This window comes from Crystallibacter degradans (assembly GCF_012952295.1).
Lineage (GTDB): Bacteria > Actinomycetota > Actinomycetes > Actinomycetales > Micrococcaceae > Crystallibacter > Crystallibacter degradans.
Map to the genome: position 1 here is coordinate 219329 of NZ_JABBCH010000006.1, position 21525 is coordinate 240853.

16 protein-coding genes are annotated in these 21525 nt (G+C 64.9%); 10 read left to right on the forward strand and 6 right to left on the reverse strand.

Annotation, left to right across the window (positions count from 1 at the left end; genetic code table 11):
- Positions 1-28 precede the first annotated feature (28 nt).
- Positions 29-2881, reverse strand: coding sequence for a S8 family serine peptidase (locus HGO92_RS12420; RefSeq protein ID WP_240974588.1), 2853 nt, complete (start codon positions 2879-2881; stop codon positions 29-31).
- Between the two features lie 329 nt (positions 2882-3210).
- Here HGO92_RS12420 and HGO92_RS12425 point away from each other — a divergent pair, with 329 nt between their 5' ends.
- From HGO92_RS12425 to HGO92_RS12435, 3 genes are all read left to right on the forward strand, one after another.
- Positions 3211-5028 carry a calcineurin-like phosphoesterase C-terminal domain-containing protein gene (locus tag HGO92_RS12425; protein ID WP_346768945.1) on the forward strand — a complete coding sequence of 606 codons (1818 nt, stop codon included), beginning with the start codon at positions 3211-3213 and terminating at the stop codon, positions 5026-5028.
- 182 nt (positions 5029-5210) lie between these two features.
- Complete coding sequence (locus HGO92_RS12430; RefSeq protein ID WP_169995205.1) at positions 5211-6563, forward strand: hypothetical protein; 1353 nt, start codon at positions 5211-5213, stop codon at positions 6561-6563.
- Positions 6564-6690: 127 nt separating this feature from the next.
- The gene (locus HGO92_RS12435; RefSeq protein ID WP_169995207.1) at positions 6691-6987 is read left to right on the forward strand and encodes a HigA family addiction module antitoxin; all 297 of its coding nucleotides are present in this window, start codon (positions 6691-6693) and stop codon (positions 6985-6987) included.
- Between the two features lie 13 nt (positions 6988-7000).
- On the opposite strand, the gene HGO92_RS12440 is transcribed toward HGO92_RS12435, so the two are convergent.
- Both HGO92_RS12440 and HGO92_RS12445 read right to left on the reverse strand, forming a co-directional pair.
- Positions 7001-7477, reverse strand: a complete 477-nt coding sequence (locus HGO92_RS12440; RefSeq protein WP_169995208.1) for a universal stress protein — start codon at positions 7475-7477, stop codon at positions 7001-7003.
- 221 nt (positions 7478-7698) lie between these two features.
- Positions 7699-8619 carry an AraC-like ligand-binding domain-containing protein gene (locus HGO92_RS12445; RefSeq protein WP_169995210.1) on the reverse strand — a complete coding sequence of 307 codons (921 nt, stop codon included), beginning with the start codon at positions 8617-8619 and terminating at the stop codon, positions 7699-7701.
- 172 nt (positions 8620-8791) lie between these two features.
- Here HGO92_RS12445 and HGO92_RS12450 point away from each other — a divergent pair, with 172 nt between their 5' ends.
- Positions 8792-9814 carry a nitrilase-related carbon-nitrogen hydrolase gene (locus HGO92_RS12450; RefSeq protein ID WP_169995211.1) on the forward strand — a complete coding sequence of 341 codons (1023 nt, stop codon included), beginning with the start codon at positions 8792-8794 and terminating at the stop codon, positions 9812-9814.
- A 126-nt stretch (positions 9815-9940) separates the two neighbouring features.
- Here HGO92_RS12450 and HGO92_RS12455 read toward each other — a convergent pair whose 3' ends face one another.
- On the reverse strand, positions 9941-12805 hold the full coding sequence (locus HGO92_RS12455) for a hypothetical protein (RefSeq protein WP_169995213.1): 2865 nt from the start codon (positions 12803-12805) through the stop codon (positions 9941-9943).
- Between the two features lie 220 nt (positions 12806-13025).
- Positions 13026-13553 carry a hypothetical protein gene (locus HGO92_RS12460; protein WP_169995215.1) on the reverse strand — a complete coding sequence of 176 codons (528 nt, stop codon included), beginning with the start codon at positions 13551-13553 and terminating at the stop codon, positions 13026-13028.
- 213 nt (positions 13554-13766) lie between these two features.
- On the opposite strand from HGO92_RS12460, the gene HGO92_RS12465 reads away from it, so the two are divergent.
- Positions 13767-15173: an alpha/beta hydrolase family protein gene (locus HGO92_RS12465; protein WP_240974589.1), complete on the forward strand. Its 1407-nt coding sequence runs from the start codon at positions 13767-13769 to the stop codon at positions 15171-15173.
- A 75-nt stretch (positions 15174-15248) separates the two neighbouring features.
- Here the strand turns inward: HGO92_RS12465 and HGO92_RS12470 are convergent, their stop codons facing one another.
- Complete coding sequence (locus HGO92_RS12470) at positions 15249-15545, reverse strand: hypothetical protein (protein ID WP_169995216.1); 297 nt, start codon at positions 15543-15545, stop codon at positions 15249-15251.
- Between the two features lie 438 nt (positions 15546-15983).
- On the opposite strand from HGO92_RS12470, the gene HGO92_RS12475 reads away from it, so the two are divergent.
- The 5 genes from HGO92_RS12475 to HGO92_RS12495 all read left to right on the forward strand — a co-directional run bounded on the left by HGO92_RS12475 (position 15984) and on the right by HGO92_RS12495 (position 21525).
- A complete protein-coding gene (locus HGO92_RS12475) occupies positions 15984-16793 on the forward strand; it encodes an NYN domain-containing protein (protein WP_264668211.1) in 810 nt (269 codons plus the stop codon).
- Positions 16794-17035: 242 nt separating this feature from the next.
- Positions 17036-17677 carry a hypothetical protein gene (locus HGO92_RS12480; RefSeq protein WP_169995219.1) on the forward strand — a complete coding sequence of 214 codons (642 nt, stop codon included), beginning with the start codon at positions 17036-17038 and terminating at the stop codon, positions 17675-17677.
- 149 nt (positions 17678-17826) lie between these two features.
- Positions 17827-18516: a M12 family metallopeptidase gene (locus HGO92_RS12485; RefSeq protein ID WP_169995221.1), complete on the forward strand. Its 690-nt coding sequence runs from the start codon at positions 17827-17829 to the stop codon at positions 18514-18516.
- Between the two features lie 26 nt (positions 18517-18542).
- Positions 18543-20915, forward strand: coding sequence for a caspase family protein (locus tag HGO92_RS12490; RefSeq protein WP_169995223.1), 2373 nt, complete (start codon positions 18543-18545; stop codon positions 20913-20915).
- Positions 20908-21525, forward strand: a complete 618-nt coding sequence (locus tag HGO92_RS12495) for a hypothetical protein (protein ID WP_169995224.1) — start codon at positions 20908-20910, stop codon at positions 21523-21525. The genes HGO92_RS12490 and HGO92_RS12495 overlap by 8 nt, the downstream gene beginning before the upstream one ends.

A 21525-nucleotide genomic window follows, 5' to 3' on the forward strand; every position in this document is an offset into this window, starting at 1 on the left:
CGTGGAGCACCGCCGTCGTTCTTCGGTTCTACTGGCCCGCCACGGTGTAGCTCGACCAGCCCGTGCCGATGAGCGCGCGCGAAGCCCAGCTGCCCTTGTTCGCCTGGTAGTACCAGAGCCGGCCGTCGCTGCCCCTGGCGATCAGCCCGGCGGTGCCCTCCCCCGCGTAGCGGTTGGAGGTGACGATGTTGCTCATGGAGTTCCAGCCGGAGCTGCCCACTATCCGGCGGGTCTCGCTGATGAACTTGCCAGAGCCGTTGCCGCGGTAGAGCTTGAGCTGCCCGGCCGGGGTTTTGGCAACGACGTCCTGCTGCCCGTCGCGGTCCCAGTCCATCGCGGTCAGCGTGTAATCGCTCCAGCCGCTGCTGCCCAGCATGTACCGCGGGGAAAGCCAGGTGCCGGAGTCGTTGGGGTACACGTAGAGCTTTCCGGTGGAGCTGTTCTTGGCGATCACCACGGGGTACTTATCGCCGGCCCGCCACTTGGTGACGGTCAGGTCATAGGGCGCCCAGCCGCTGCTGCCGATGGTGTGGCGGCTGAAGCCGCCGTCGCGCTTGGCCTGGTAGTAGTAGAGCCTGCCGGACTTGGCTTGGGCGATGATGTCGATGTACCCGTCCGCATTCCAGTCCACGGTGTGGATTTCGTCCATGGTGGTCCAGCCGGAGGCGCCGATCATGACACGGCTTGAGCCGGTTCCGCTGTGCCCGTAGTTCCAGAGCTGGCCGTGGGAATCGAAGGCCACGATCTCGCCCTGGGACGTGATCGAGGGGCTGGGCTCCGGGGCGGAGTTGCCCGCCGTGACCTCAACGCTGCCCAGGTTCCGGAAGTCCGCCGACGAGTTGCCCAAGGTGTCCCGCAGCGGATACAGCGTGACGTCCCAGGTGCCGGCGGATGCGCCCTCGGGCACGGTCATGGCCCGTTCCCAGGCGCCGTTCTTAACGTCTCCGGAAACGAGTTTCATTTCGCCGAGGCCCACGGTTTCATCCGTCACCGCATGCTCCAGCGAAACCGATGGCGCCACGGCCCCGGTTCCGTCGGTCACCTGCACCTTGACGGTTACGGTGTCCGTGCCGTTTGCCAGGTTCAGCGTTTCCGGCGTTACGGTGGAGCCGGCCAGTGATGGTGCGGCGGTGTCAACCTTGATGGCGGCCGCGCTGAAGGCGTGGGACCATTCGGTGGTTGAGCCCTGCTGCAGCCCGTAGCCCGGCTGCGCGGCCGCGGTGACCACCACCGTGCCGCTACCCGGGTGGCTGCCGGCAGCTACGGTCTTGCCGTTTGCCTGGTAGCGGACACCCTCGACCGACGGAACCGTGTAGGCATCGGCGGCGGTGCCGTCCTTGTCGGTGAAAACCACGTCTTTCGGCACCACCTCGACCACGGGCGGCTCCGGGGTGGGCGACGGGGCGGACCCCACCGCGGCGGCGGCATCCACCAGCCCGGCACCGCAGCCCGCCGTGCAGACGCCCGGCAACGGCCGGGCGGTGTCCTTGAGCCGCTGCTCCACGGCGGCCGGTGTCATGGTTCCGCCGGAGCCGGCGATCATCAACGCAGCCACCCCTGCCACGTGCGGCGCCGCCATGGAGGTGCCCTGCGAGTAGAAGTACGATTCGGCGCCGGGCACGGTGGCGCCGTCGTTCAGCGTGGAAGCGATGCCGCTGGTGAAGTCCGTACTCATGTCCCCGCCCGGAGCGGTTACATCCACTACCGAGCCGTAGTTCGAGTACTCGGCGCGGTTGCCCTCACGGCCGCTGGCGGCCACGGTGATGACATGCTCACAGTTCGCGGGGTTGGAGTTCAGCGCGTCCTGGTTTTCGTTCCCGGCAGCGACCACCACGGCGGCTCCGGCGTTGTAGGCGTAATCGATTGCGGCCTGCGAGGTGTTGGAGCAGGCTCCGCTGCCGCCGAGCGACATGTTCACCACGTCCGCCGGGTTCGGGTTCGCCGGCACACCGGGCACCGTGCCGCCGGCGGCCCAGATAATGCCGTCGGCGATGTCGGACATGTAGCCGCCGCACGCGCCCAGCGCGCGGACCGGAAGGACCTTCGCGTCGGGGGCCACGCCGGCCACGCCCTGGCCGTTGCCGGTCACCGCGGCCACGATCCCGGCTACGTGGGTGCCGTGCCAGGACGACCCCGAGCCGCCGGTGTTGGAGCCGCATTCGTAGGCGCCGTACCAGTCCCCCGCGTCATGCGCATCGGGGTCGCGGCCGTTGCCGTCGCGGGACATCGCGGGGTCGGAGATCATGTCGTACCCCGGCAGCACGTTCGCGGTCAGGTCGCTGTGGTTGGTAATGCCGGTATCGACGACGGCGACAACCGCGCCTTCGCCCCGGCCCGTATCCCATGCCCCGGGCACACGCAGTCCGGCCTGCTCTTCCCAGAAGTTCCACTGCAGTTCGTACAGCTCGTCATTCGGCGCCGCCGCGGCCGGCTGCAGCAGCGGGTCCGGCTCCACGTAGGCAACATCCGGGTTGGCCTCCAGCCCGGCCACGAGGTCCTCGGATGCGGTGGAGTCCAACGTCGCGGCGGTTTCGATCACTCGCGCCCCGGTGGCGGTGGTCCGCACTTCCTTGACGGAGATGCCCAGGTCTTTGGCCGTCTTCCCGTAGGCATGGGCGCGGCCGGCGGAACTGCGCCCGGCCTTCTCCTTGAACTTGACGACAAACCGGCCCGACGCCGGCACATCTTCCCGCTCGAGTCCGGCTTCCGGCGCCATCGGAAGGGGTTCTTCGGTGCCCGCGGGACGGGGCTCCTCCGCGGCTGCGGGACGTGGTTCTTCGGCGGCAACTGCCGCGGCGGGGAACAGCAAGCCGCCCAGCAGTGCAGCTGCGCAGAACGAGGCGACTCCAGAAGAGAGCGGGCGGGGACGGAGCTGAGACATAGGCATCCTGTCAATGGTGCACCGCTGGGGAGACGGCGCAAAAGCACTTCAAAAACGGAAGCGCCGCGAACGCTTCCGCTATTGATTGTACGTTTTATCTCTGACTTCGCACCCCTATGCCAGATCCGCTTCGGTCGAACAACGACGGCGCCTGCCCACCCGCCGTCGTTGTTTGACGCAGGGCTTGGAGACTTCACCCGGCGTTGGGCGAGTCGCTATGCCTGCTTCCCCTCCCTGTGGTCTGCCGGTAGTGAAACGTTCACCGGACGCTGGAACAGTGCCATTGGCGGCGAGAACCGCTGCCAACATCACTCGACCGAAGGATCACGGTGAACCCCAATACCACCCCGTCCACATCACCTTCTGCCAGACCCATCGCCCTGACCGCCGGCACGGTGGCGCTGATTTTCTGCGGTGTCCTGCTCTCCCCCGCGGCCACCGCAGCGCCTGACAGCGCTCCCGCCGACACCGGCTGGGCCGCGAACGCCTACCGCGGCGGCGTCGAGGTGGTCGAAGGACCGGACGCCGATCAGGAGACGCTCGACGGCAGCGTCTTCGACGACAAGAACAGGAACTCCGTGCAGGATAACGGCGAGCGCGGCCTCGGCGGCGTGACCGTGTCCAACGGACGAGACATCACCACCACGGACAGCCAGGGCCGCTACGAACTGCCGGCGTTCGAGAACATGACCGTCTTCGCCACCCAGCCGCGCGGCTACCAGGTGCCGGTGGACGAGAACAACGTGGCGCAGTTCTACTACCACCACCTGCCCGAAGGCTCCCCGGAGCTGGAGCACGGCGGCATCGCCCCCACCGGCCCGCTGCCGGATGCGGTCAACTTCCCGCTGGCCCAGAGCCAGCTGACCCAGTCACCCGAGCAGCACTGCCTGATCGGCGGCGACATCCAGACCTATACAGAGGAAGAAGTGCCGTACGCCCGGGCCGGCGCCTTCGCCGATCTGGCCGAACGCACCGACTATGCCGGCTGCGGCGCCCTGTTCATCGGCGACGTGGTGGGCGATGACCCCTCGCTGTACCCGCAGACCCGCGAGCTGACCAGCATGCTCAACGGCCCGGCACGCTTCCTGCCCGGCAACCATGACCTGGACTTCGACGCCGCCAGCAGCGAGCACTCGTTCGATTCGTTCCGCGCCAACCTCGGCCCGGAGTACTACTCGTACGACGCCGGCAAAACCCACGTGGTGGCGCTGAACACTGTGGAGTACAAGTCGGGCACGCCGTACAACGGAGCGCTGGACGAGCGCCAGCTCGAGTGGCTGCGCAATGACATCGCCCAGGTTCCGGAAAACAAGCTGATCGTCCTCGCCGCGCACATCCCGCTGCTGGACTACGCTGACCAGGGCAGCTCGAAGCACCAGGTCGACCAGGTCAAGGAGATCTACCAGATCCTCGAAGGCCGCGAGGTGATTGCTTTGGGCGGGCACACCCACAGCATCGAGAACCTGCGCGAAGGCGACTCGATGGTCGGCTGGTCCGATGTCTTCGGCGTCGATGGCCTGCCATTCACGCACATCACCGCGGGCGCCATCTCCGGCGACTGGTACTCCGGCCGCATGCTGCCCGAGGGCTACCCCCTTGCCGTCCAGCGCGACGGCGGTCTGCCCGGCGTGCTCACTCTGGACATCAAGAACACGGACGTCAAGGAGCGCTTCACCGTCCGCGGCGAAGACGATTCCCTGCAGATGGCGCTGGGCCTGAACACCCCGCGCTACCGCGGCTGGTACGCCGAGAACGTGGACAACAAGGGCTCCGCGCCGGAGTTCACCGACCCGCTGACCGTCTCGCAGGAAGACCTGGCAGGCGAGACCTGGCTGACCACCAACTTCTGGATGGGCAGCACCGGCTCGACGATTGACGTAAAGATCGACGGCGGCGACACCGCCGAGGCGGTCCGCACCCAGCAGATGCAGGGCGAAGGCCAGCTGGTCGGCGCCGAGTGGTCCGACCCAACCGCCGTCCAGGAGCAGCTGGTCCACGGCGGCAGCCTGGCCGACCGGATGATGCACCTCTGGCGGCTGGAACTGCCCGCCGGCCTCGCCGTCGGCGAGCACACCGCCGAAGTCACCGCGACCGACGTCCACGGCCGCGAGTTCACGCAGACCCTGACCTTCGAGGTAACCGAGTAGTCAACCCATCGAAGCCGTCCGTCCAGCCAAACCGGCTGGGCGGACGGCTTCGTCGTGCCGTCGTCGTACTTCACACCGCCGTCGTATTCCACCCCCTGTTTGGTGGATTGACGCGTGGGCTGCGGTGGGTAACTCTGAACGCACGCGACGCGACGGTGCGCCGCCTTGGGGAAGGATGCGCCATGAGGATTTTGCACGCCTCCACGGCCGTCGCACTTGCAACAGCCGCTGTGACCGCGCTGTCCTCCTGTACCCCGGGCGGACCGGAACCACCCGACACCGTCCCCTCTACTTCTGCGGGCTCCACGGGATCCGCCGAGCCCACGCGCGAGCCCCACGAGTCCTACCGGTCCACCAACTCCTTTGACGCCCAGCTGCCGGACCCGTGGACGGGCGGAGCCTCATGGGTAACCGAGGGCGGGGTGGTCGGCGCGTACGGCCTGGACACCGGCATCGCCGCCCTATCCGAAAACGGCATCATGACCGTCTATGACCGGCGCGGCGGCGTAGTCTCACAGTCGGAGGAACCCACGGAGCTCAGGCCCGAGCAGACCAGGGGCACTGAGGTGGCTCAGCTCTATGAGGGCGGGAAGAAGTTCTTCGCCGTGTTCACCCAGGGAACTCCACCCGAGGCAGCAGGGGCAAGCCCCTCCCCCGGCGCCCTGGCTGCCGTGATCACCGTTTTCGACGGGGCCAACGGCGAGCTGCTGCACCGGACGTTCCACACGTTCCCCTCCGACGGCGACAATGACACCGGGCTGCTCGGACACAGCGGCTCCCTGCATCTGCCGGTCGCCGAGGCTCCGCTGGTCTTCGATCCGGTCAGCGGCGAGTTCGAAACCGTTGAGGTTCCCGACGGCGATGAATGGATCCTGCGGGTAGACGGGGTGGACGTCTTCAACCGGGTCGATGACCTCGCGGACATGGAGCTTGATGACCGCCGCCAGCAGGGATACGAAGCGTTCACCGGGGACTGGCGCCATGAGGGGCTCATTGCCATCCCGAACGCGGTTGGCCCGTATATCAATCTGGCCATCGGGAACGGTGGCGTCGCCACGGACAAGTGCCTCGTTGTCAACGTGCATACCGGCGAAAGCATCGGCGCGTCGGAGCAGTTGAACAACGGGTGCTTACGGACGGGCTCCAACCACATCCATGGCTTCAATGGGCTCCTGTTTGTGGGGCATCGGGGCCGCGGTTTCGCGTCCTTCGAGGAAGGCACTGTCCTGGTTTCCATGTTCGACCCGGAGACCGGGCGGCAATGGGTGGAAAACGCCGACCCGCGCGACACCGAGTCGGAGGACTTCCGCCCTTACTTTGTCGGTGCCGACCGCATCGTCTACGGCAAGTACGCGGCACCTGGCACCGGTAAGGGGCAGGCGGCCAGCTACGACCCGGCGCTGGGAACGGAACCGCGCCCCTGGCATGCGGGCAAGGAGACGGTGCTGCCCGCCGCCGTCTCCGGTGACGGGATCGGTGCCTTCCCTGACCTCGGCCGGAACGGGATGGCGTACATCGTGAAGGCCGCCCCTTGATCCGGGTTACAGCACCGCGACGGGCCGACTGGCATTCTGCCAAGGACCCTAATAACGCTTGCCGATAATAACGCGCAGCGTTATTATGACGTCGAGATCACCGATTATCGCTGAAAGAGACACCGCCATGGCCACCACTCATGACCCCATCCACCCGGGTGAGATACTGCTGGAAGAGTTTTTGAAGCCTCTAGGAATTAGTCAATATCGTCTTGCGACCGCAATTTCCGTTCCGCCCCGCCGCATCAACGAGATTGTTCATGGAAAGCGCGGCATCAGTCCTGACACGGCCCTACGACTGGCTCGCGCTCTGAGAACCTCCGACCGGTTCTGGATGAATCTGCAGACGCGCTATGACCTCAGTGTGGAAGCCATCAAACACGAACAAGAACTCAAGCGCATCCAACCTCTCCTGAGTGCATAACGGCGGCCGCCGCCTAGTGCTTCCGGCGTCCCCGGGCGCGGTCGGAGCGGTTGTGGATCTTTCCGTCCTCGTGCAGCACCAGGACCGGACACGCGGCATGGGATACGCAGGCTGTGCTGACCGAGCCGAGGTGCATGCCGAGGAAGCCGCCGTGTCCCCGCCGCCCGACCACCAGCATGACGGCCTCCCGGCCTGCCTCGACCAGTAGCTCGGGCGCCGGACCGCGCAATAGCTCGGTGGTCAGGTCTGCCGGCCTATTCCCACCGAAGGCCTGATCCAAGGCGGCCTCGAGTTCCTTCTTTGTCGAGGCCTCGAACGCCTCGAAATCCGGGGGAACATACCCCTCGTAGATCGCGGGAAAATGCCAGCAGGATATCGCGTGGATGGAAGCGTCAAGTGCCGGCGCCAGCCGCGCGGCCATGCGCAGCGCCTCCACCGAGCCCTCGGAACCATCCACGCCCACCACAATTTTTCCGTCTGCCGACCCCATCGCCGCTCTCCTTCGTCCTGGATTCCGCCCTGCAACTACAGAATGACAGGGAATACGGAGCGTGGAAAGACGTCGTGGCTCGCGGCGGACACTGCCGTGCCAAACAACGACGGCGGGTGGCTGCGTTGCGCAGCCACCCGCCTACATGGTCGTCCTGGTTATGCTCAGGAACCGAGCCGCAGGGTCTCCCAGCCGCCCTGCTTCGAATCCCGCGCGTACGTTTACGCGTGAGGTTGCCACTTCGAAGGCGGGCAGCCGAACTCACGCAGGAACGCGCGGTTGAATGTCGTAGGATCCGGAATGCCACAAGCGGCACCGATGGAAGCAACGGTTTGCCCAGGAGCACGGGAAGTCAGCATCGAGGCCGCCCGGCTCAGGCGAAGGCCCCGGACAACAGCAGCGGGAGTTTGCCCGATATCGGAAAAGATTGAATGGACCTTGCGCACCGATACGTGGTGTTCCCGGGCGAGCATTTCCACAGTCAGCGCCGGGTTACCCAAGTGATCCTTTATATAGGAACGCATTGCGGCCAGCAACGCTGCGTCGCTGTCCCAGCCGTTGCTCTCCAAGCCCGAGAATGAGCGCAGGACCATGGTCAGCAGTTCGGCACCAGCCCGAGCCATGTCCGGCCGTACGAAGTCATCGATCCCCGTATCTTCGGCCAAACCACGCAGATAGCCGCTGAAAGCGGCCATGCCCGGTATCCGGCCGTCGAGCGTGCGACCGCATAGCTCGGAGATCAGCCTGCCCCGGACGCCCAGTCGGTCTCTGCCGACACGCAACACCAGCAGTTCCTGACCGGCTTGCAGGTGGTCCAAGACGTATGGCCGGTTGGTCTCGTAGAGAGTGGCACAACCGGGATTGATCTGCGCCGCCCTGCCGTGCTGCCTTACCGTTCCTGAGGACGCCAACTGAAGCGAGAGAAGAACGTCGTCGTTGTCTGAACGCTGCGCCAAACGGTCCGTCCGCTCCACCAGAACCGGCCCCGTACTGACTCTGCAGAGGGAGACGTCCTCAGCCAACCGCAGCGGAACCAGGCTGCCCCTAAAAGTCGCATCGGGCGAGGCACAGCGAAGCGGTACGAAATGGCTACTGGAAATATCCTGCCATCCCGCAATGTCTGAGGCATAAATGGCTGCCATCTTCATCCCTCTTGCTTCCCCAAGCGCCGTCACTGCGGACGTTCAACGCCTACGAGGGTACCAACGCCTGCAGGAAATGCACCATGTCGTGCAGAAAACGCCAAGGACAGGTAAGTGTGCTGCGTCATAGTCTCGGAATATCCGATCCATCAGGGATGAACAAGGAGTAATCGTGGGAAAGACAATCCGTGTAGCAGCAGTCCAAGCCGAGCCTGTCTGGCTCGACGCGGAAGGCACCACTAAAAAGACCATCGACCTGATTGGCCAGGCTGCAGCCGAAGGTGCCGAACTGGTGGCGTTTCCCGAGACCTGGATCCCGGGCTACCCGGTCTTCCTCTGGTCCTACCCTGTCTATCAGCAGATGGAGTTTGTGGCTCGCTACCATGCCAACTCGATCACGGTGGACGGCGACCAGTTGCGCCGCATCCGCGAAGCCGCTCGTGAGAATCAGATCAGCGTGGTTTTGGGCTTTAGCGAGAAGGACGGCGGCTCCCTTTACATGGCGCAAGCCATCATCGGGCCGGATGGGGAGACCATCCTACACCGCCGCAAACTCAAGCCCACCCATGCGGAGCGCACCCTTTTCGGTGAAAGCGACGGCAGCGGAATCAAGGTCGTCGAAACTGCCATCGGCCGCGTCGGTGCTTTGAACTGCTTTGAGCACATTCAGCCGCTGACCAAGTACGCCATGTACGCACAGAACGAGCAAATTCACGTCGCAGGTTGGCCATGCCTGGGCATCTTGGGCAATGTGCCGGCGCTAAGCCCGGAATCGATCATCGCCGCGTCCCAGACCTATGCTCTGGAGGGCAGCGCCTTCGTCATCATGGCCACCCAGATCATGTCCGACGAGGGCGCCCGAAAGTTCCCGGATGCCGAGGGCGGTCCCACTCCGGTGTACACCGGTGGCGGCGGATTCGCCCGGATCTTTGGTCCGCATTCCGGCCTGATCAGCCAGCCGATGGATCCAACGGAGGAAGGCCTCGTCTATGCAGACCTTGACCTCGCCCAGATCGCTCTCGCGAAGAACACGGTTGACCCCGCGGGTCACTATGCTCGCGCAGACGTCACTCGCCTGATCTTCGATGACCGTCCAAAAAAGCCGATGATCAAGCCTGAGGAATTCGATTCCAAGGAGTTTGAAGACCTCCGCAACGAGGATGACGGAATCGAAGAGGCTTCGGTCTTCGCGTAGGTTCGCGGCCTGCCCAGGGCAGTTCAGCGCATGACGGCGGGCGGCGGGCTAATTGCCAACCGCCCGCCTATGCGTTGCGCTGGTTGCCCTACCGCAACCGCGCGTCATTTATAGATGAGCTTGGGCTCAGGAACCAAGCCGCAGGGTCTCCCAGCCGCCCTGGCCGATGACGATCCGCTTGTTGATCCGGTTCTTGGTCACCGCGTAGTGGTACAGCGTGCCGTTCATGTCCCGGGCGAGGATACCCATCCCGCCGTCGGCCACATGATTGGGAATGGCGGAGAGGTGGCCCATGGCGTTCCAACCGGACCGGCCGACCACCCGTCGCTCTTCGGAAATGAAGCGGCCGGCTCCGTTGGAGCGGTACAGCTTCAGTTGGCCGGTGGTCATCTTGACCACCAGGTCCATCCTGGCGTCCTGATCGTAGTCCATCGCCATCAGGTCCAGGTTGCGCCAGCCGGAGGAACCGATCAGCGTGCGGGGACCGTGCTTCTCGCCTGTCGGGTTGGTGTAGGCGTAGAGCTTGCCGTCGCGCAGATTCTTGGCGATGACGCCGGGGAACTTATCGCCCCTGCGCCAGTCGGTCACGAGCACGTCGTAACCCTGCCAGCCGCCGCTGCCGATCACCGCGCGCTGGAAGCCGCCGGTTGTCCGGCCGTAGTCGACGGTCAGCTGGCCGTTCTTCCAGTTCGCCACGAGGTCCTGGACGCCGTCGTTGTTCCAGTCCGCCACATCCACCTTGAGCGCGCTCTGCCAGCCTGCGGACACGAAGGTCCGCCGGGCCAGGTCGCCGCCCTTGGCCGAGGGGTAGGAGTACAAGGAACCGTCGCCCGCCACCGCGGCGATGTCGCCGGGCAGGATCTTCGCGGTCTTATTGGCCGCCGGAAGCCGGTCCGGCAACACCCGCAGGTCACGGGCCAGCAGAGCCGGCATGTCGTAGGACCAGTGGTTCACTCCGGGCAGGACCGTCATGGTGGTCTTGGTGAAGCCCTTGTCGGAATAGATCTGTTCGGCACGCTGGGCGGTGCCGAGCGCTGACCAAGTGGCCAGCGTGGTGCCGCCCAGTCCATCCAGGCTGCCGGCGATCCAGTTGACGTTCATGTTCTTTACCGCGGTGGACGGGGCAGTGGGCATGCTTCGGTAGCCGCCGCCGCCGACGATGGTGGCTCCCCCGCCCTTGATCCAGTTCTGCCGGTCGGAGAGCACCTCCATGCTGGTGAACTCTGCGCCGCCGGAGTAGCCGTGGAACCAGACCCGGCTCGCGTCGACGTCGTACTTTGCAATCAGCATGGCCGCGAGCGAACGGAAATAGTCGCCGTTGCGGTCGATGTCTTCCCACCAGGTGATGCCGCCGACCTTGTCCGGGGTGATCACCGGGACCATGATCATGTTCTTCTTGGCCGCCTCGGCCGCCATGCCCTTCATGATCGAGCCGGTGGGCTGGTGGACGTAGGACTGCGCCGGGTAGCTGTAGTCGCCGTGGAAGACGAACACGATGCCCACCGGCTGCGAGGTATCCACGTTGTTGCCGAGCACGTGGTACTGGCTGGTCAGGCCGTTGGGCGCGGTGTAGTTCCGGTAGGTCAAGGTGCCCGGCGCGGCAGGGTAGGCCACGATCGCGGTCTGGGCCGTGGTAACCGTCCGGGATCGGTAGTTGGTCTTCGAGCCCGTGATCCGCAACGAAAGCTTCGTCCCGGCGTCGGTGGTTGTCACCTTGTAAGTTGCGGCGGTGGCACCGGTGATGTTCCGGCCGTCGCGCAGCCACTGGTAGGCCAGGGTGGTGCCCGTTGTCCAGGTGCCCTTCGCGGTGAGCGTGCTGCCCACGAGTGCGCTGCCGCTGATGGTCGCGGCCACGCTGTTGGCCACCGTGCCCAGGATGACCTTGGCCGTGAGCGCCGAGGTGGCGGAGGTGGCGGTCATGCCGGACTTGGTTCCGGTCACGCGGACGCTGATCCGCTTGCCTGCGTCGGCGGTGGTCACCTTATAAGTGGTGGCCGTGGCGCCCGTGATCGGCTGGCCCTCGCGCAGCCACTGATAGGTGAAGGTGGCGCCGGTGGTCCAGGTGCCGACCTTGGCGGTCAGGGTCTGGCCCAGGACTGCGCTGCCGGAAATAGTGGGAAGGACACTGTTCACCACGGGCTGCGGAGTGGCCTTGACGGTGACCGGGGCTTCGGTAGTAGTGGTCGGCGAAGGGGCCGGCGCAGGTGCTTCGGTGGGCGGTGTTGTCTCCGGCGATTCCGTGGCGGGAGCTTCCGTCTCTGGCGATTGTGTGGCGGGAGCTTCCGTCTTCGGAGTTTCCGTGGCCGGAGCCTCCGTGGTCGGAACTGGTGCCGGCGTTTCCGATTCCGGAACGCCAGTGCTCGGGGCAGGCGTCGCGGCATCGGTAGCCGGGGCTGATTCGTCCGCCTCGGGAACTTCCATCAGCGGAGCTTCCTTGGCGGGCTGGACCGTGGCGGACCCGGTAGCCTCGGGAGCCGGCTTTGTCGACGCCGCCTCATCGATCCAGGCCGCTTCCACAATCTCGGACACCGTCTTGCTGCCTTCGACAGCGGCGCGGAACCGGAGTTCGGCGGCTTCGGTGAACTTGAACGTACGCTGGAACGCCTCATCGCCAGATTCCAGAGCGTCCGAGGTCCACAGCTTCGCCCACTCGCCGTCCCAGTACACCTGGAGTTCGACGGCCTTGCCGGTCACGTTGGTTGCCTGGCCCTCAAACTTGAGCTCAGGGTCGCCGTCGTCGCGCTTCAGGACTTCCAGCTTCACAACGGGTTCGGCAGCAGCATCCGCAGCACCGGACGGCGCTGGCTCGGGTGTGGCGAGGACAGATGCCGGAGCAGAGCTGCCGGTCGCATCGTCCGTGGCCACCGACGTCGAGTCGGTTGTAGACAGGCCGGTAGCCTGCTCACCCGCGTAGGCCGGTGTCGCGGCCGGGATGATGAACCCGGCAGCCAGTATTCCGGCAGCCGCCAGCGCAGCAAGACGTTCTTTCACAGTTTCGCCCCTCATAGAACAGCGGAACCGCGATGCCGGCTCCGATCCACAGGTGAGTGCACGGCAAGCCGCGACCCTTCCCCCGGGAGAAGCGTAACGTTTCACTTAAAGCTTTCATACCCCAGTTAAACCCCAGTTTCGGAGCGACGCGGGAACCAAAAGCCAAAGCACGACGGCGGGCGGCCGGCTTGCCGCCGACCGCCCGCAAAATAGATCGAGCTTAGATTGCAAGCTCGGCGCAGATGTCCCGCTCCTGCCCTGAGGTACTCACCAGCGTAAACACACCGGTTTCCGGGTCGACCGTGTACACGATCTGGCCGATGTAGTGCGTTGTGGTCGGTCCCTCGGGGACATCCGAGGGGAACAAGATGAGCCCGTTGTGTCCGGTACTCGTTACCGTAAGGGTGCCGTCCGGATTGGTTTCGGTCTGGGTGACAGAGCCGTCGGTCCTTATTGTGACGGATGCTAATCCTTCGCCCTGCCGTTTGTTTCCAAGATTCGTGTATGTCAGAACAACTCCCTTACCCGAAGTGATGTTGCGGACAACATTGCCGTTCTCATCGACGAAGTCTTTGGACCGCAGGTTTCCACCTGTCGCAGTAATGCCAAGATTGAAGCCCGGACAACCCAGTCCGTCCTTCAGCAGAATGTCAGGCTTGTCGGCGGCCGAGATTGGCTGGGCAGCGGTAAATAACATTGCGGCCGCAGCTGCTACTGAAAGAACGCTACGGCTGGTTTTGGTTTTCATGATTATCTCCAATGCGGAATGTTGATGACTATCAGTGCCGCAACGCCAGGTCTTGACGATGGAGACTCAACACTGGAGAACCATCAAACACAGAGAACTTGTAAAAACCTTGGAACACCGGGCGCAATCAACCATTGACTTCTTCAACCATTCGGATAAGCATTAGTTGTCCGATTAAACGATCAAACAGTGAGGTCACCTATGCCCCGCACCATGCGTCAACGCTGCCGCACGATTGTTTCAACTTCCGCACTTTCAGTCCTGCTCGCCGCCGCGTCCTTCTCCCCTGCCGCCGTTGCTGCTCCGCCGGCATCCGACGCCGGCACCGCAACCGACACCGATGCGCAGCAAGTACCGTCCACCGTCGCCACCGGGACGCTCGACAACGAAGCCACCTGGCGCGCCGAAGTGCCCGGGGACTGGAACGGCAAGCTGGTGCTCTTCGCCCATGGCTTCCGCGGCGGCATCGACAACCCAGCCTGGGACAAAGGTTTCGCCCCCACCGCGACAGAACTAATCAAGCGTGGGTACGCCGTCGCATCGTCGTCGTACGCCGAAACCGGCTGGGCGCTGGAGACGGCCGCGCAGGACCAGCTCGACACTATGGCCGGGTTCGAGAAGCAGTTCGGCGAAGCGGACCGCGTCATTGCCGTTGGCCGGTCCATGGGCGGCCTCGTGACCAGCATGATGGCCGAGATTCCGGGAGCCGGCATCGACGGCGCCGTGAGCACCTGCGGCTTGGTCGGCGGCGGAGTGGCTCTGAACAACTACCAGCTCGATGCGGCGCACGCGGCGGCAGCGCTCCTCCTCCCCGGACGGGACATCCGGCTGACCGGCTTCACCGCGCCGGAGCAGTCCGACGCGACCATCGCCAGCCTGCGGGCGGCGCTGCAAGAAGCCACGGAATCAGCCGAGGGCAGGGCGCGGATCGCACTCGTGGCGGCCCTGCTGAACACTCCCACCGAGCTCGACGACGTCGACGTGACGGATCCGGAAGCGCTGGCAGCCACCCAGGCAAAGCTGGTGCTGGACACCCTGCCGACCGTCATCGAGCGCCGGCACACCATCGTGAACGCGGCAGGCGGGGACAGCGGCTGGACCTCGGGCGTCGACTACGCCAAGCTTCTGCGCTCCTCCGACCAGCGTAAGCAGGTGGAACACATGTACAAACTGTCCGGTGTCGATCTGTCTGCCGACCTCGCCAGCATCACGGCCAACGCTGCCATCAAGCCCGATGAAGACGGCCTTGAGTGGATGCTGCGTACCTCCACCCCGACGGGCGAACTGCAGGTGCCGCTGCTGGCAACGCACACCCTCGTGGACCTGCTGGCACCGGTGGAGTACCAGGAGGAGTACGCCGAAACCGTCCGTCAGGCCGGCGAGCGCTCCTTGTTCCGCCAGGCCTTCGTGGACCGCGAGGGACACTGCAACTTCACCGTGGCCGAGAACGTCGCCTCGGTCGAAGCCATGGACCAGCGCCTGGAGACCGGCAACTGGGCCAACGTGGCCAAGACCTCCGTCTTGCAGGAAAACGCCGAGGCAATGGGTCTCGACGGCGCCGCCTTCGTCGACTTCCGGCCCGGTGAGTTCATCAACGACCGAGCCTGGACCGGCCGCTAACCCGAGTTGGCCTCCACGCCATAGCGACGGCGGTGCCCGGCTTACTGCCGGGCATCGCCTCTGTCTGTGGCCCGACTACATCAGCAGGTTGTGCAGCGGGATCTCCGTGGCTTCCGGCATGGTTGTAAACCCGCCCTCCACACCCTTCTGCAGCAAGGGCATGAGTGTGCTGTCACGGAAAGACTCCCAGCTTTCCTTCGATCCGTGGACGGCGATGACCCTCCAGCCGCCGTCGGATGGTCCGGCGGCGTGGAAGATCTGCCCCGTCGGCCGCTGGCCTTCGCCCGGATGGGCCGCGGCCACCGATGCCTCGTACTGGTCCTTGGTGCCGCCGGGAAAGAAATGCACGATCGCGTAGGCCGACGTTTCCATGAGTGCCTCCTTCGACTGTTGGAATGAACCAATGGTGGCCCTGTAGCGCCGGGCAGACAATAGGCCTTCCGCCATACTTCGGCTCCCACATGACTGTGTGTCACGGTTAGGACCAAAGTCCCTAGTAATCCGCAGTGCTGAATCGTTATCCTGAACGTGACGCATCAACAAAACCACGGCTTCGTTGGGGAGGCCGCGGCTTTGTTGATGAAGGCTGGGGGAAATCCGTGTGGAGCCTGGCGCATTGGGGAACAACAGGCTCCACACAACTCCTGCCGCTCGCCGGCCGACGCCGGAACAGCGAAACTCACTGCGCTTATTCAGGAACGCCGCAGTTCATGCCCACACAACGTGTCGCCATCCTTAGACTTAGCCAGCTTCTGCCTGCCCCATGTACGATCCAAAGAACATTTATTTCGATGTGGGGGCAGAATAAATATGGATCACTCGGGGGCACCGCCCAAGCGCAACGTTGCGGTTTTCCTAGACATGGAAAACCTCATGGGTGGGTATCAAAAGGACGTCAAATCGGTTCCCATCGGCAGCATAGTTAGAGAAGTACAAAATGTGGTTCAAAGCCACGGCGTAGGATCACTCGTTGCTTTAACGAGGGCGTACGCCAACTGGGGCAGAGCTGACATGGCGGCCTATCGACGGGAAATGCTGGAAAACGGCGTCGAGCCCGTTCAGGTCTTTTCGTTCAATCAAGATGTCAAAAACGCTGCAGACATTGAACTCGTGGTTGATGCCCTTGAGGTCGCAACCGATTCCCCGTGGGTCGACGTTTTTGTCATCGTCAGCGGTGATGGCGGGTATATCCCTCTGATAAGGCGGCTTCACGTCTTGGGCAAATACACGATGGTTGTCACCACATCCCATTTTGCTTCTGGCAGGGTCAGTAAGCTCTTACGCTCAGCGGCCGATCACTTTCACACGATTCAGCTGGATGACGGAGCGGTAGCGGAAAGTAGCGTAACGGCCGAGACCAGTCGCATTCCGACCATTACCGAATACAAACAGTCGATCGACGCATTCCTGAAAAAGGATCCCACACTCACTGTTAATGGTCGCGTACAAGGCGCTGGGTTAGGCACTCTACTCCGTAAACGTTGGCCTGACGGAGATTACAAAAATTTTGGTCACCGAACATTGGGATCATTCGTGGAAGAACACTGTGGCAAGCAGATGTTTCGCCCAAACACCACCAACCTTGCCCCGGCCACAGGTGAATTGGCGAGCATCCGCTAGACGAGCTCGCGTCGGGAATGAAGTGACCCTGGACTTCGCCACAAACTAAGTACGACGGCGGGTGGTTGCCTTAGGCAGCCACCCGCCGCTTCGTTCTGCGAGGCGTCACGGCCGCATCAAGAATTCCTGTGCGAAGCACGACTGCATAACTGTCCTTGTGAGCCCGATTCGGGCGCGCCTAATCTGGAATTTAGGGACGTGCAGCAGGGCTGAGAGGCCCTTGACCCGCAGGAGGGATTGCCATGAAAGCAGAAGCCGCTGGGGCAGGCCACTACGAAAGCCACCGGGACCATCCGGCACGGCCAACCAGGCTTGGCGGGGTGAAAATCGGCTCCGCTTTCTTCGGTTGGATGACAGCCACCGGCATTTTCGTCCTGCTGGCCGGACTCGCCGCCGCGATCGGCGCCCTCTTCGGCATCGCCGGCAGCGCCGACCCGAGCCTCCTTGCCGAACAAGCGGGACAAGGCCTGCAGAGCATTAGCATCATCGGTGCGGTGATTCTGGCCGTCATCACCTTCCTCGCCTACTTTTCCGGCGGTTACGTCGCCGGCCGCATGGCGCGTTACGACGGAGCCAGGCAGGGTGTCGCCGTCTGGCTTTGGGCCGTCGTCGTAGCGGGGATTATCGCCGCGCTCGGAACCGTGACCGGCACGGTGTCCGGAGCGCAACTGGATGTCCCGGCCCTCCTTGCCAGCTTCCCCGGGGTTCCTCTCAATGAGGGGACGATGACAACCGGCGGAATAGTGGTGCTGATCGGCATCGGGCTGCTCTCGCTTGTGGCCGCTGTACTAGGCGGCAAGGCCGGCATGCATTATCACCGCAAGGTCGATCAGACCGAGGCAAGCGGCTATGCAGACTGGAACGCCGACGGCAGCGGCGCCTGACCTTCAGCTTCCAGACGGACGACGGCGAGTGGTTGCGTTACGCAGCTTGCCGTCGTTCTGCGGCTACTCCGATAACGCCGCAGTAACGCGCCAGTAACGCTCTTCCTGCTACACCGAGCCCATTCCCAATCCAGCCCAAGGAGACAGCCATGGACCAGCACGGGGTCAACAAGGACCATTTCTGCACGATCCGCACCGTTCAGGACGTGTCCGGCAATACCAAGGCGGCGCTGCTCAACGAAGCTAAATGGACCGTCTCCCGGCTGACCGTGGGCTTCCTGGAAGGCGACCCCCAGCTGCGGCAGCGCGTGATCGATGTGGCCCGCGAATGGACCGGCCCGGACATGGCGAACCTGGAGTTCCTGGAGGATGGATCGGAAGCGGATATCCGGATCGCGTTCCAGCAGGGCAACGGCTCATGGTCCTTCCTCGGGACCCATGCCCAGCAGATCCCGGCAGACGAGCCGACCATGAACTATGGGTGGCTCACGCCAGATTCAACGGACGACGACGTCCGGCGGGTCGTGCTGCACGAGTTCGGCCACGCGGTCGGGTTGATCCATGAGCACCAGAACCCGGAGAAGCCGATCCAGTGGAACCGTGCAGCGGTCATTGCGGATTTGTCCGGACCGCCGAACAATTGGGATGAACAGACGATCGAGAACAACATTTTCAAGAAGTACAACGCGCAGGATGTCACGGGGACGGACACGGACAAGGATTCGATCATGATGTATCCCCTCCCGCAGTCCTGGACCCTGGACGGCTTTTCGGCAGGCCTGAACTCGGATCTGTCCGATACCGACAAGGAGTTCATCCGGTCCGCGTATCCTTGGTGAGGCGGCCGCCGACGTAAGGAGACAGCGTGGAGGACTACGCCGTCGTCGTCGGCATTTCGCGGTATCCGAAGTTCGCCCCGGCCGGTAGCACCGCGGATCTTGTGGGGCCGGACACTGATGCGCTGGACATCCGCAATTGGCTCGCGGCGGACGACGGCGGCGGCCTCGTCCCGGAGAACATCCGGATGATCCGCTCGGCGGACTTCGACCCGACCCCGGCGGATCCGCAGCCCGAGGAGGCCCGGATCCGCAAGGCGCTGGCGTCGCTCGTGGAGCAGACGGCTGACCGCATGGGCGGGCGCCTCTACCTCTACTTCTCAGGCCACGGCTTCGCCCCGGTGCTGGAGGAAGGGGCGCTCTTCACCGCCGAGGCCTCCCTGAGCATCCCCACCTACGTGTACGCCTACGACTGGCTGCGCAGCTTCCGCAAGGCGCTGCGCTTCCGCGAGTACGTGCTCTGGATGGACTGCTGCATGACGCACCAGCAGACCATCCCTGTCAGCAACGTGGTAATCCGCGCCGGCACCGGCACCGGCGTTCCCGGACCCGCCTTCGTGGCGGTCGCCGCCCAGACCAAGAGCGCGCTGGAACACCGGATGCCGGATGGAAGGGTGCACGGGGTCTTCAGCTACACCCTGCTCCAAGGCCTGCGCGGCGGGGCCACGGACGAGCACGGCCGCATCACGGCAGAGAGCCTGAAGTCCTTTCTGCACGACACCATGCCGGAATTCCTGCCGGATCAGGCCCGCAATGCATCGGCCGTGGACCTGCATCCGTACATTCGGGCCGATTCCGGCATCCTTTTCCGCCGACTGCGCAGCCGGCCTACCTACTCGGTGCGCCTCGACTTCCCGCCAGGTGCCGTCGATCAGGAACTGAAACTGTGGACCGGAAGGCCGCACGCCGCCGTCGTCCGCCAAAAGCTGACGGGGAGTTCCTGGCAGGGCGAGCTGGTGCGCGGGTTGTATATGGCGGAAATTGCCGACGCCGGTGTGCGGCACGGTTTCCAGGTCACCGGTGCGGGGGCGCGGCACCTCCGCCTGTCGGATCTCGGCGAGCCGGTCAGGCCGCCGCATCCCACCCAGCTGTTCAGCATCGATGTCCGGGCCGCGAATCCGGCGGCGACCATTTCGGTGCTGGACCACAACCTGCAGCGCATCTTCTCCGATACCGGCGCCCTGCACGAGTTCGATGCGCCCGGGGTCTACAAGATCCGGGTCGAGCTGGGCCGGGACATTTCAAGCGTGTCCGAACAGGTCATCCTGCTGGATGCGGACATGGAGACAGCCTTCCTTTCCGCGCCGGAGGTTCCCTCGCCGGCGCCGATTCCCGGCAGCGCCCTCGCCAGCAAAGCGCACGCGGAGCCGTTCCTCGATGCCGCGGCAAGGGACAGCCTGTTGCACGGTACAGGCCAGCCCTCAAGCGGCCTCTCCATACTGGCGCGGTACTGGCTGGACGACGACGCCCCCGTACAGCCGCCGGGGAACCCCTTGGAGGGCCTTCGGTTGTTCTCCGCCGACGGCCAGCTGCTGGTGGACCTCGGGGCGGGCCACGTCAGCCGGCCCAAGGACGTGGCGATCTGGGAGCGCGCCCTGGAACCGGGCGCCTACTTCCTCCGCCACACCTTCCGCAGCGGCCGCACCGGCGAGGCCACGGTCATGGTCTGCGACGGATGGTTGACCCAGATCGCGTTGCAGCGCTCCCCTGCCCTGCTCGTTCCCGGCACCCCGCTCGACGACATCATGCCGATCGTCGACGCCGCCGTGTTCATGCGGGGACCGGACGCCGGCGCCCCGCCGGCCAGCGAAGACAAAGTCCTGGAAACGGCGCGGCTGGCCCTCGCCCAGGGGCGGGACCTGCTCGGCAAGCCGCACGGCAGCGGGCTGCAGAAACTACTGCTGGAGGACTACGCAGATCCTTTGGCCGGCATCATCGGCTGCTACCTGCTGCTGATCGCGATGGACGGCGCCAACGGCGGAACCACCGCCCAGCATGCCCAGTTCGACGCCGCCGTCGTCCGCCTCGCCTCCATGGTCGGTGACTGGCACCCGGATGTGGCGGCCCTGTCGTTGCGCTGCTCGGATCCAGCACTGCGCAGGACCGCGCCGATGGCCGTGCCGCCAATCTTTCGGTACGGCTGGCAGCTGATCGTCGAGGCCAGTTACACCCACCCGGAGCTGGTGCCCGAAGCACTCTGGCAGCGTGTCCACGCCGTCACGAACTTCGGCCCGTACCTGACTTGGGCGGCGGACGAACGGGCCAAGCGTCTGCATGCGCGCCAACTGCAGCACTGGTTCGATGCCAAGGCCGATGACGCGAACGGCGCGGGCCCGGACGCAGGGAACCGGTTGCAGATTCCGGCTTCGGCCGCGGCCTCACTGCGCAGCCGCCGTGTTTGAACTGCCGCTGGCCGACGGCATCACGGCATCCTTCCAGCGCTTCCCTTCCCCCGACAACGGCCTGCTGGCCCGCCGTCCGCCGAGCGCCGGCGCGCTGCCGCTCTGCCCCGCCGGAGACGGCGGCTTCGTATGCGCACTGCCGGACGGCGAGGCGTGCTGGATCGGGTTGACGGCCAGGCCCGGAGCCGCCATGGTTCTGGTCGGTGTGCTGGCGGAGCTGTCCGACGGCTCCCCGATCGACGTCCTTTCCGGCGCGCGGCTGTCCGGCGCTGGGACCGGCGCTGGGACCGGCGGCGGCCTTGCGGCGGTCCAACCGGTTGAATTGCTTTCGGTTCCGCCGTCCGCGCAGGTGGCCGGCATCCTCCGCCCCGGCGACGGATGGCTGGCGTTGTGCCGCGAGTCTCGCACAGCGGCAGCGGGAGGGAACACGGGGTCGCCGGAAGCGCTGGCGGTGCGCCTGCACCTGGTGGTCCGTCCGGCACCGGACCAGGCCCGGGAACAGCGCAGCACCGCCGTCGAACTGGTGGACGGTTCCCGCTTCCGGCAGGAATGCGGCGAGCGCGTTCCCGCCCCCTCGCCGACCGTCTACGGCGGCTGGCGGCTGCCCTGA

Excerpts from the sequence above, each read along its gene's own strand:
- HGO92_RS12420 (WP_240974588.1), bottom strand. The coding sequence starts at position 2,881 with ATGTCTCAGCTCCGTCCCCGCCCGCTCTCTTCTGGAGTCGCCTCGTTC.
- HGO92_RS12460 (WP_169995215.1), bottom strand. The coding sequence starts at position 13,553 with ATGAAAACCAAAACCAGCCGTAGCGTTCTTTCAGTAGCAGCTGCGGCC.
- HGO92_RS12475 (WP_264668211.1), top strand. The coding sequence starts at position 15,984 with ATGGATCACTCGGGGGCACCGCCCAAGCGCAACGTTGCGGTTTTCCTA.
- HGO92_RS12470 (WP_169995216.1), bottom strand. The coding sequence starts at position 15,545 with ATGGAAACGTCGGCCTACGCGATCGTGCATTTCTTTCCCGGCGGCACC.
- HGO92_RS12430 (WP_169995205.1), top strand. The coding sequence starts at position 5,211 with ATGAGGATTTTGCACGCCTCCACGGCCGTCGCACTTGCAACAGCCGCT.
- HGO92_RS12435 (WP_169995207.1), top strand. The coding sequence starts at position 6,691 with ATGGCCACCACTCATGACCCCATCCACCCGGGTGAGATACTGCTGGAA.
- HGO92_RS12480 (WP_169995219.1), top strand. The coding sequence starts at position 17,036 with ATGAAAGCAGAAGCCGCTGGGGCAGGCCACTACGAAAGCCACCGGGAC.
- HGO92_RS12485 (WP_169995221.1), top strand. The coding sequence starts at position 17,827 with ATGGACCAGCACGGGGTCAACAAGGACCATTTCTGCACGATCCGCACC.
- HGO92_RS12465 (WP_240974589.1), top strand. The coding sequence starts at position 13,767 with ATGCGTCAACGCTGCCGCACGATTGTTTCAACTTCCGCACTTTCAGTC.
- HGO92_RS12440 (WP_169995208.1), bottom strand. The coding sequence starts at position 7,477 with ATGGGGTCGGCAGACGGAAAAATTGTGGTGGGCGTGGATGGTTCCGAG.
- HGO92_RS12445 (WP_169995210.1), bottom strand. The coding sequence starts at position 8,619 with ATGGCAGCCATTTATGCCTCAGACATTGCGGGATGGCAGGATATTTCC.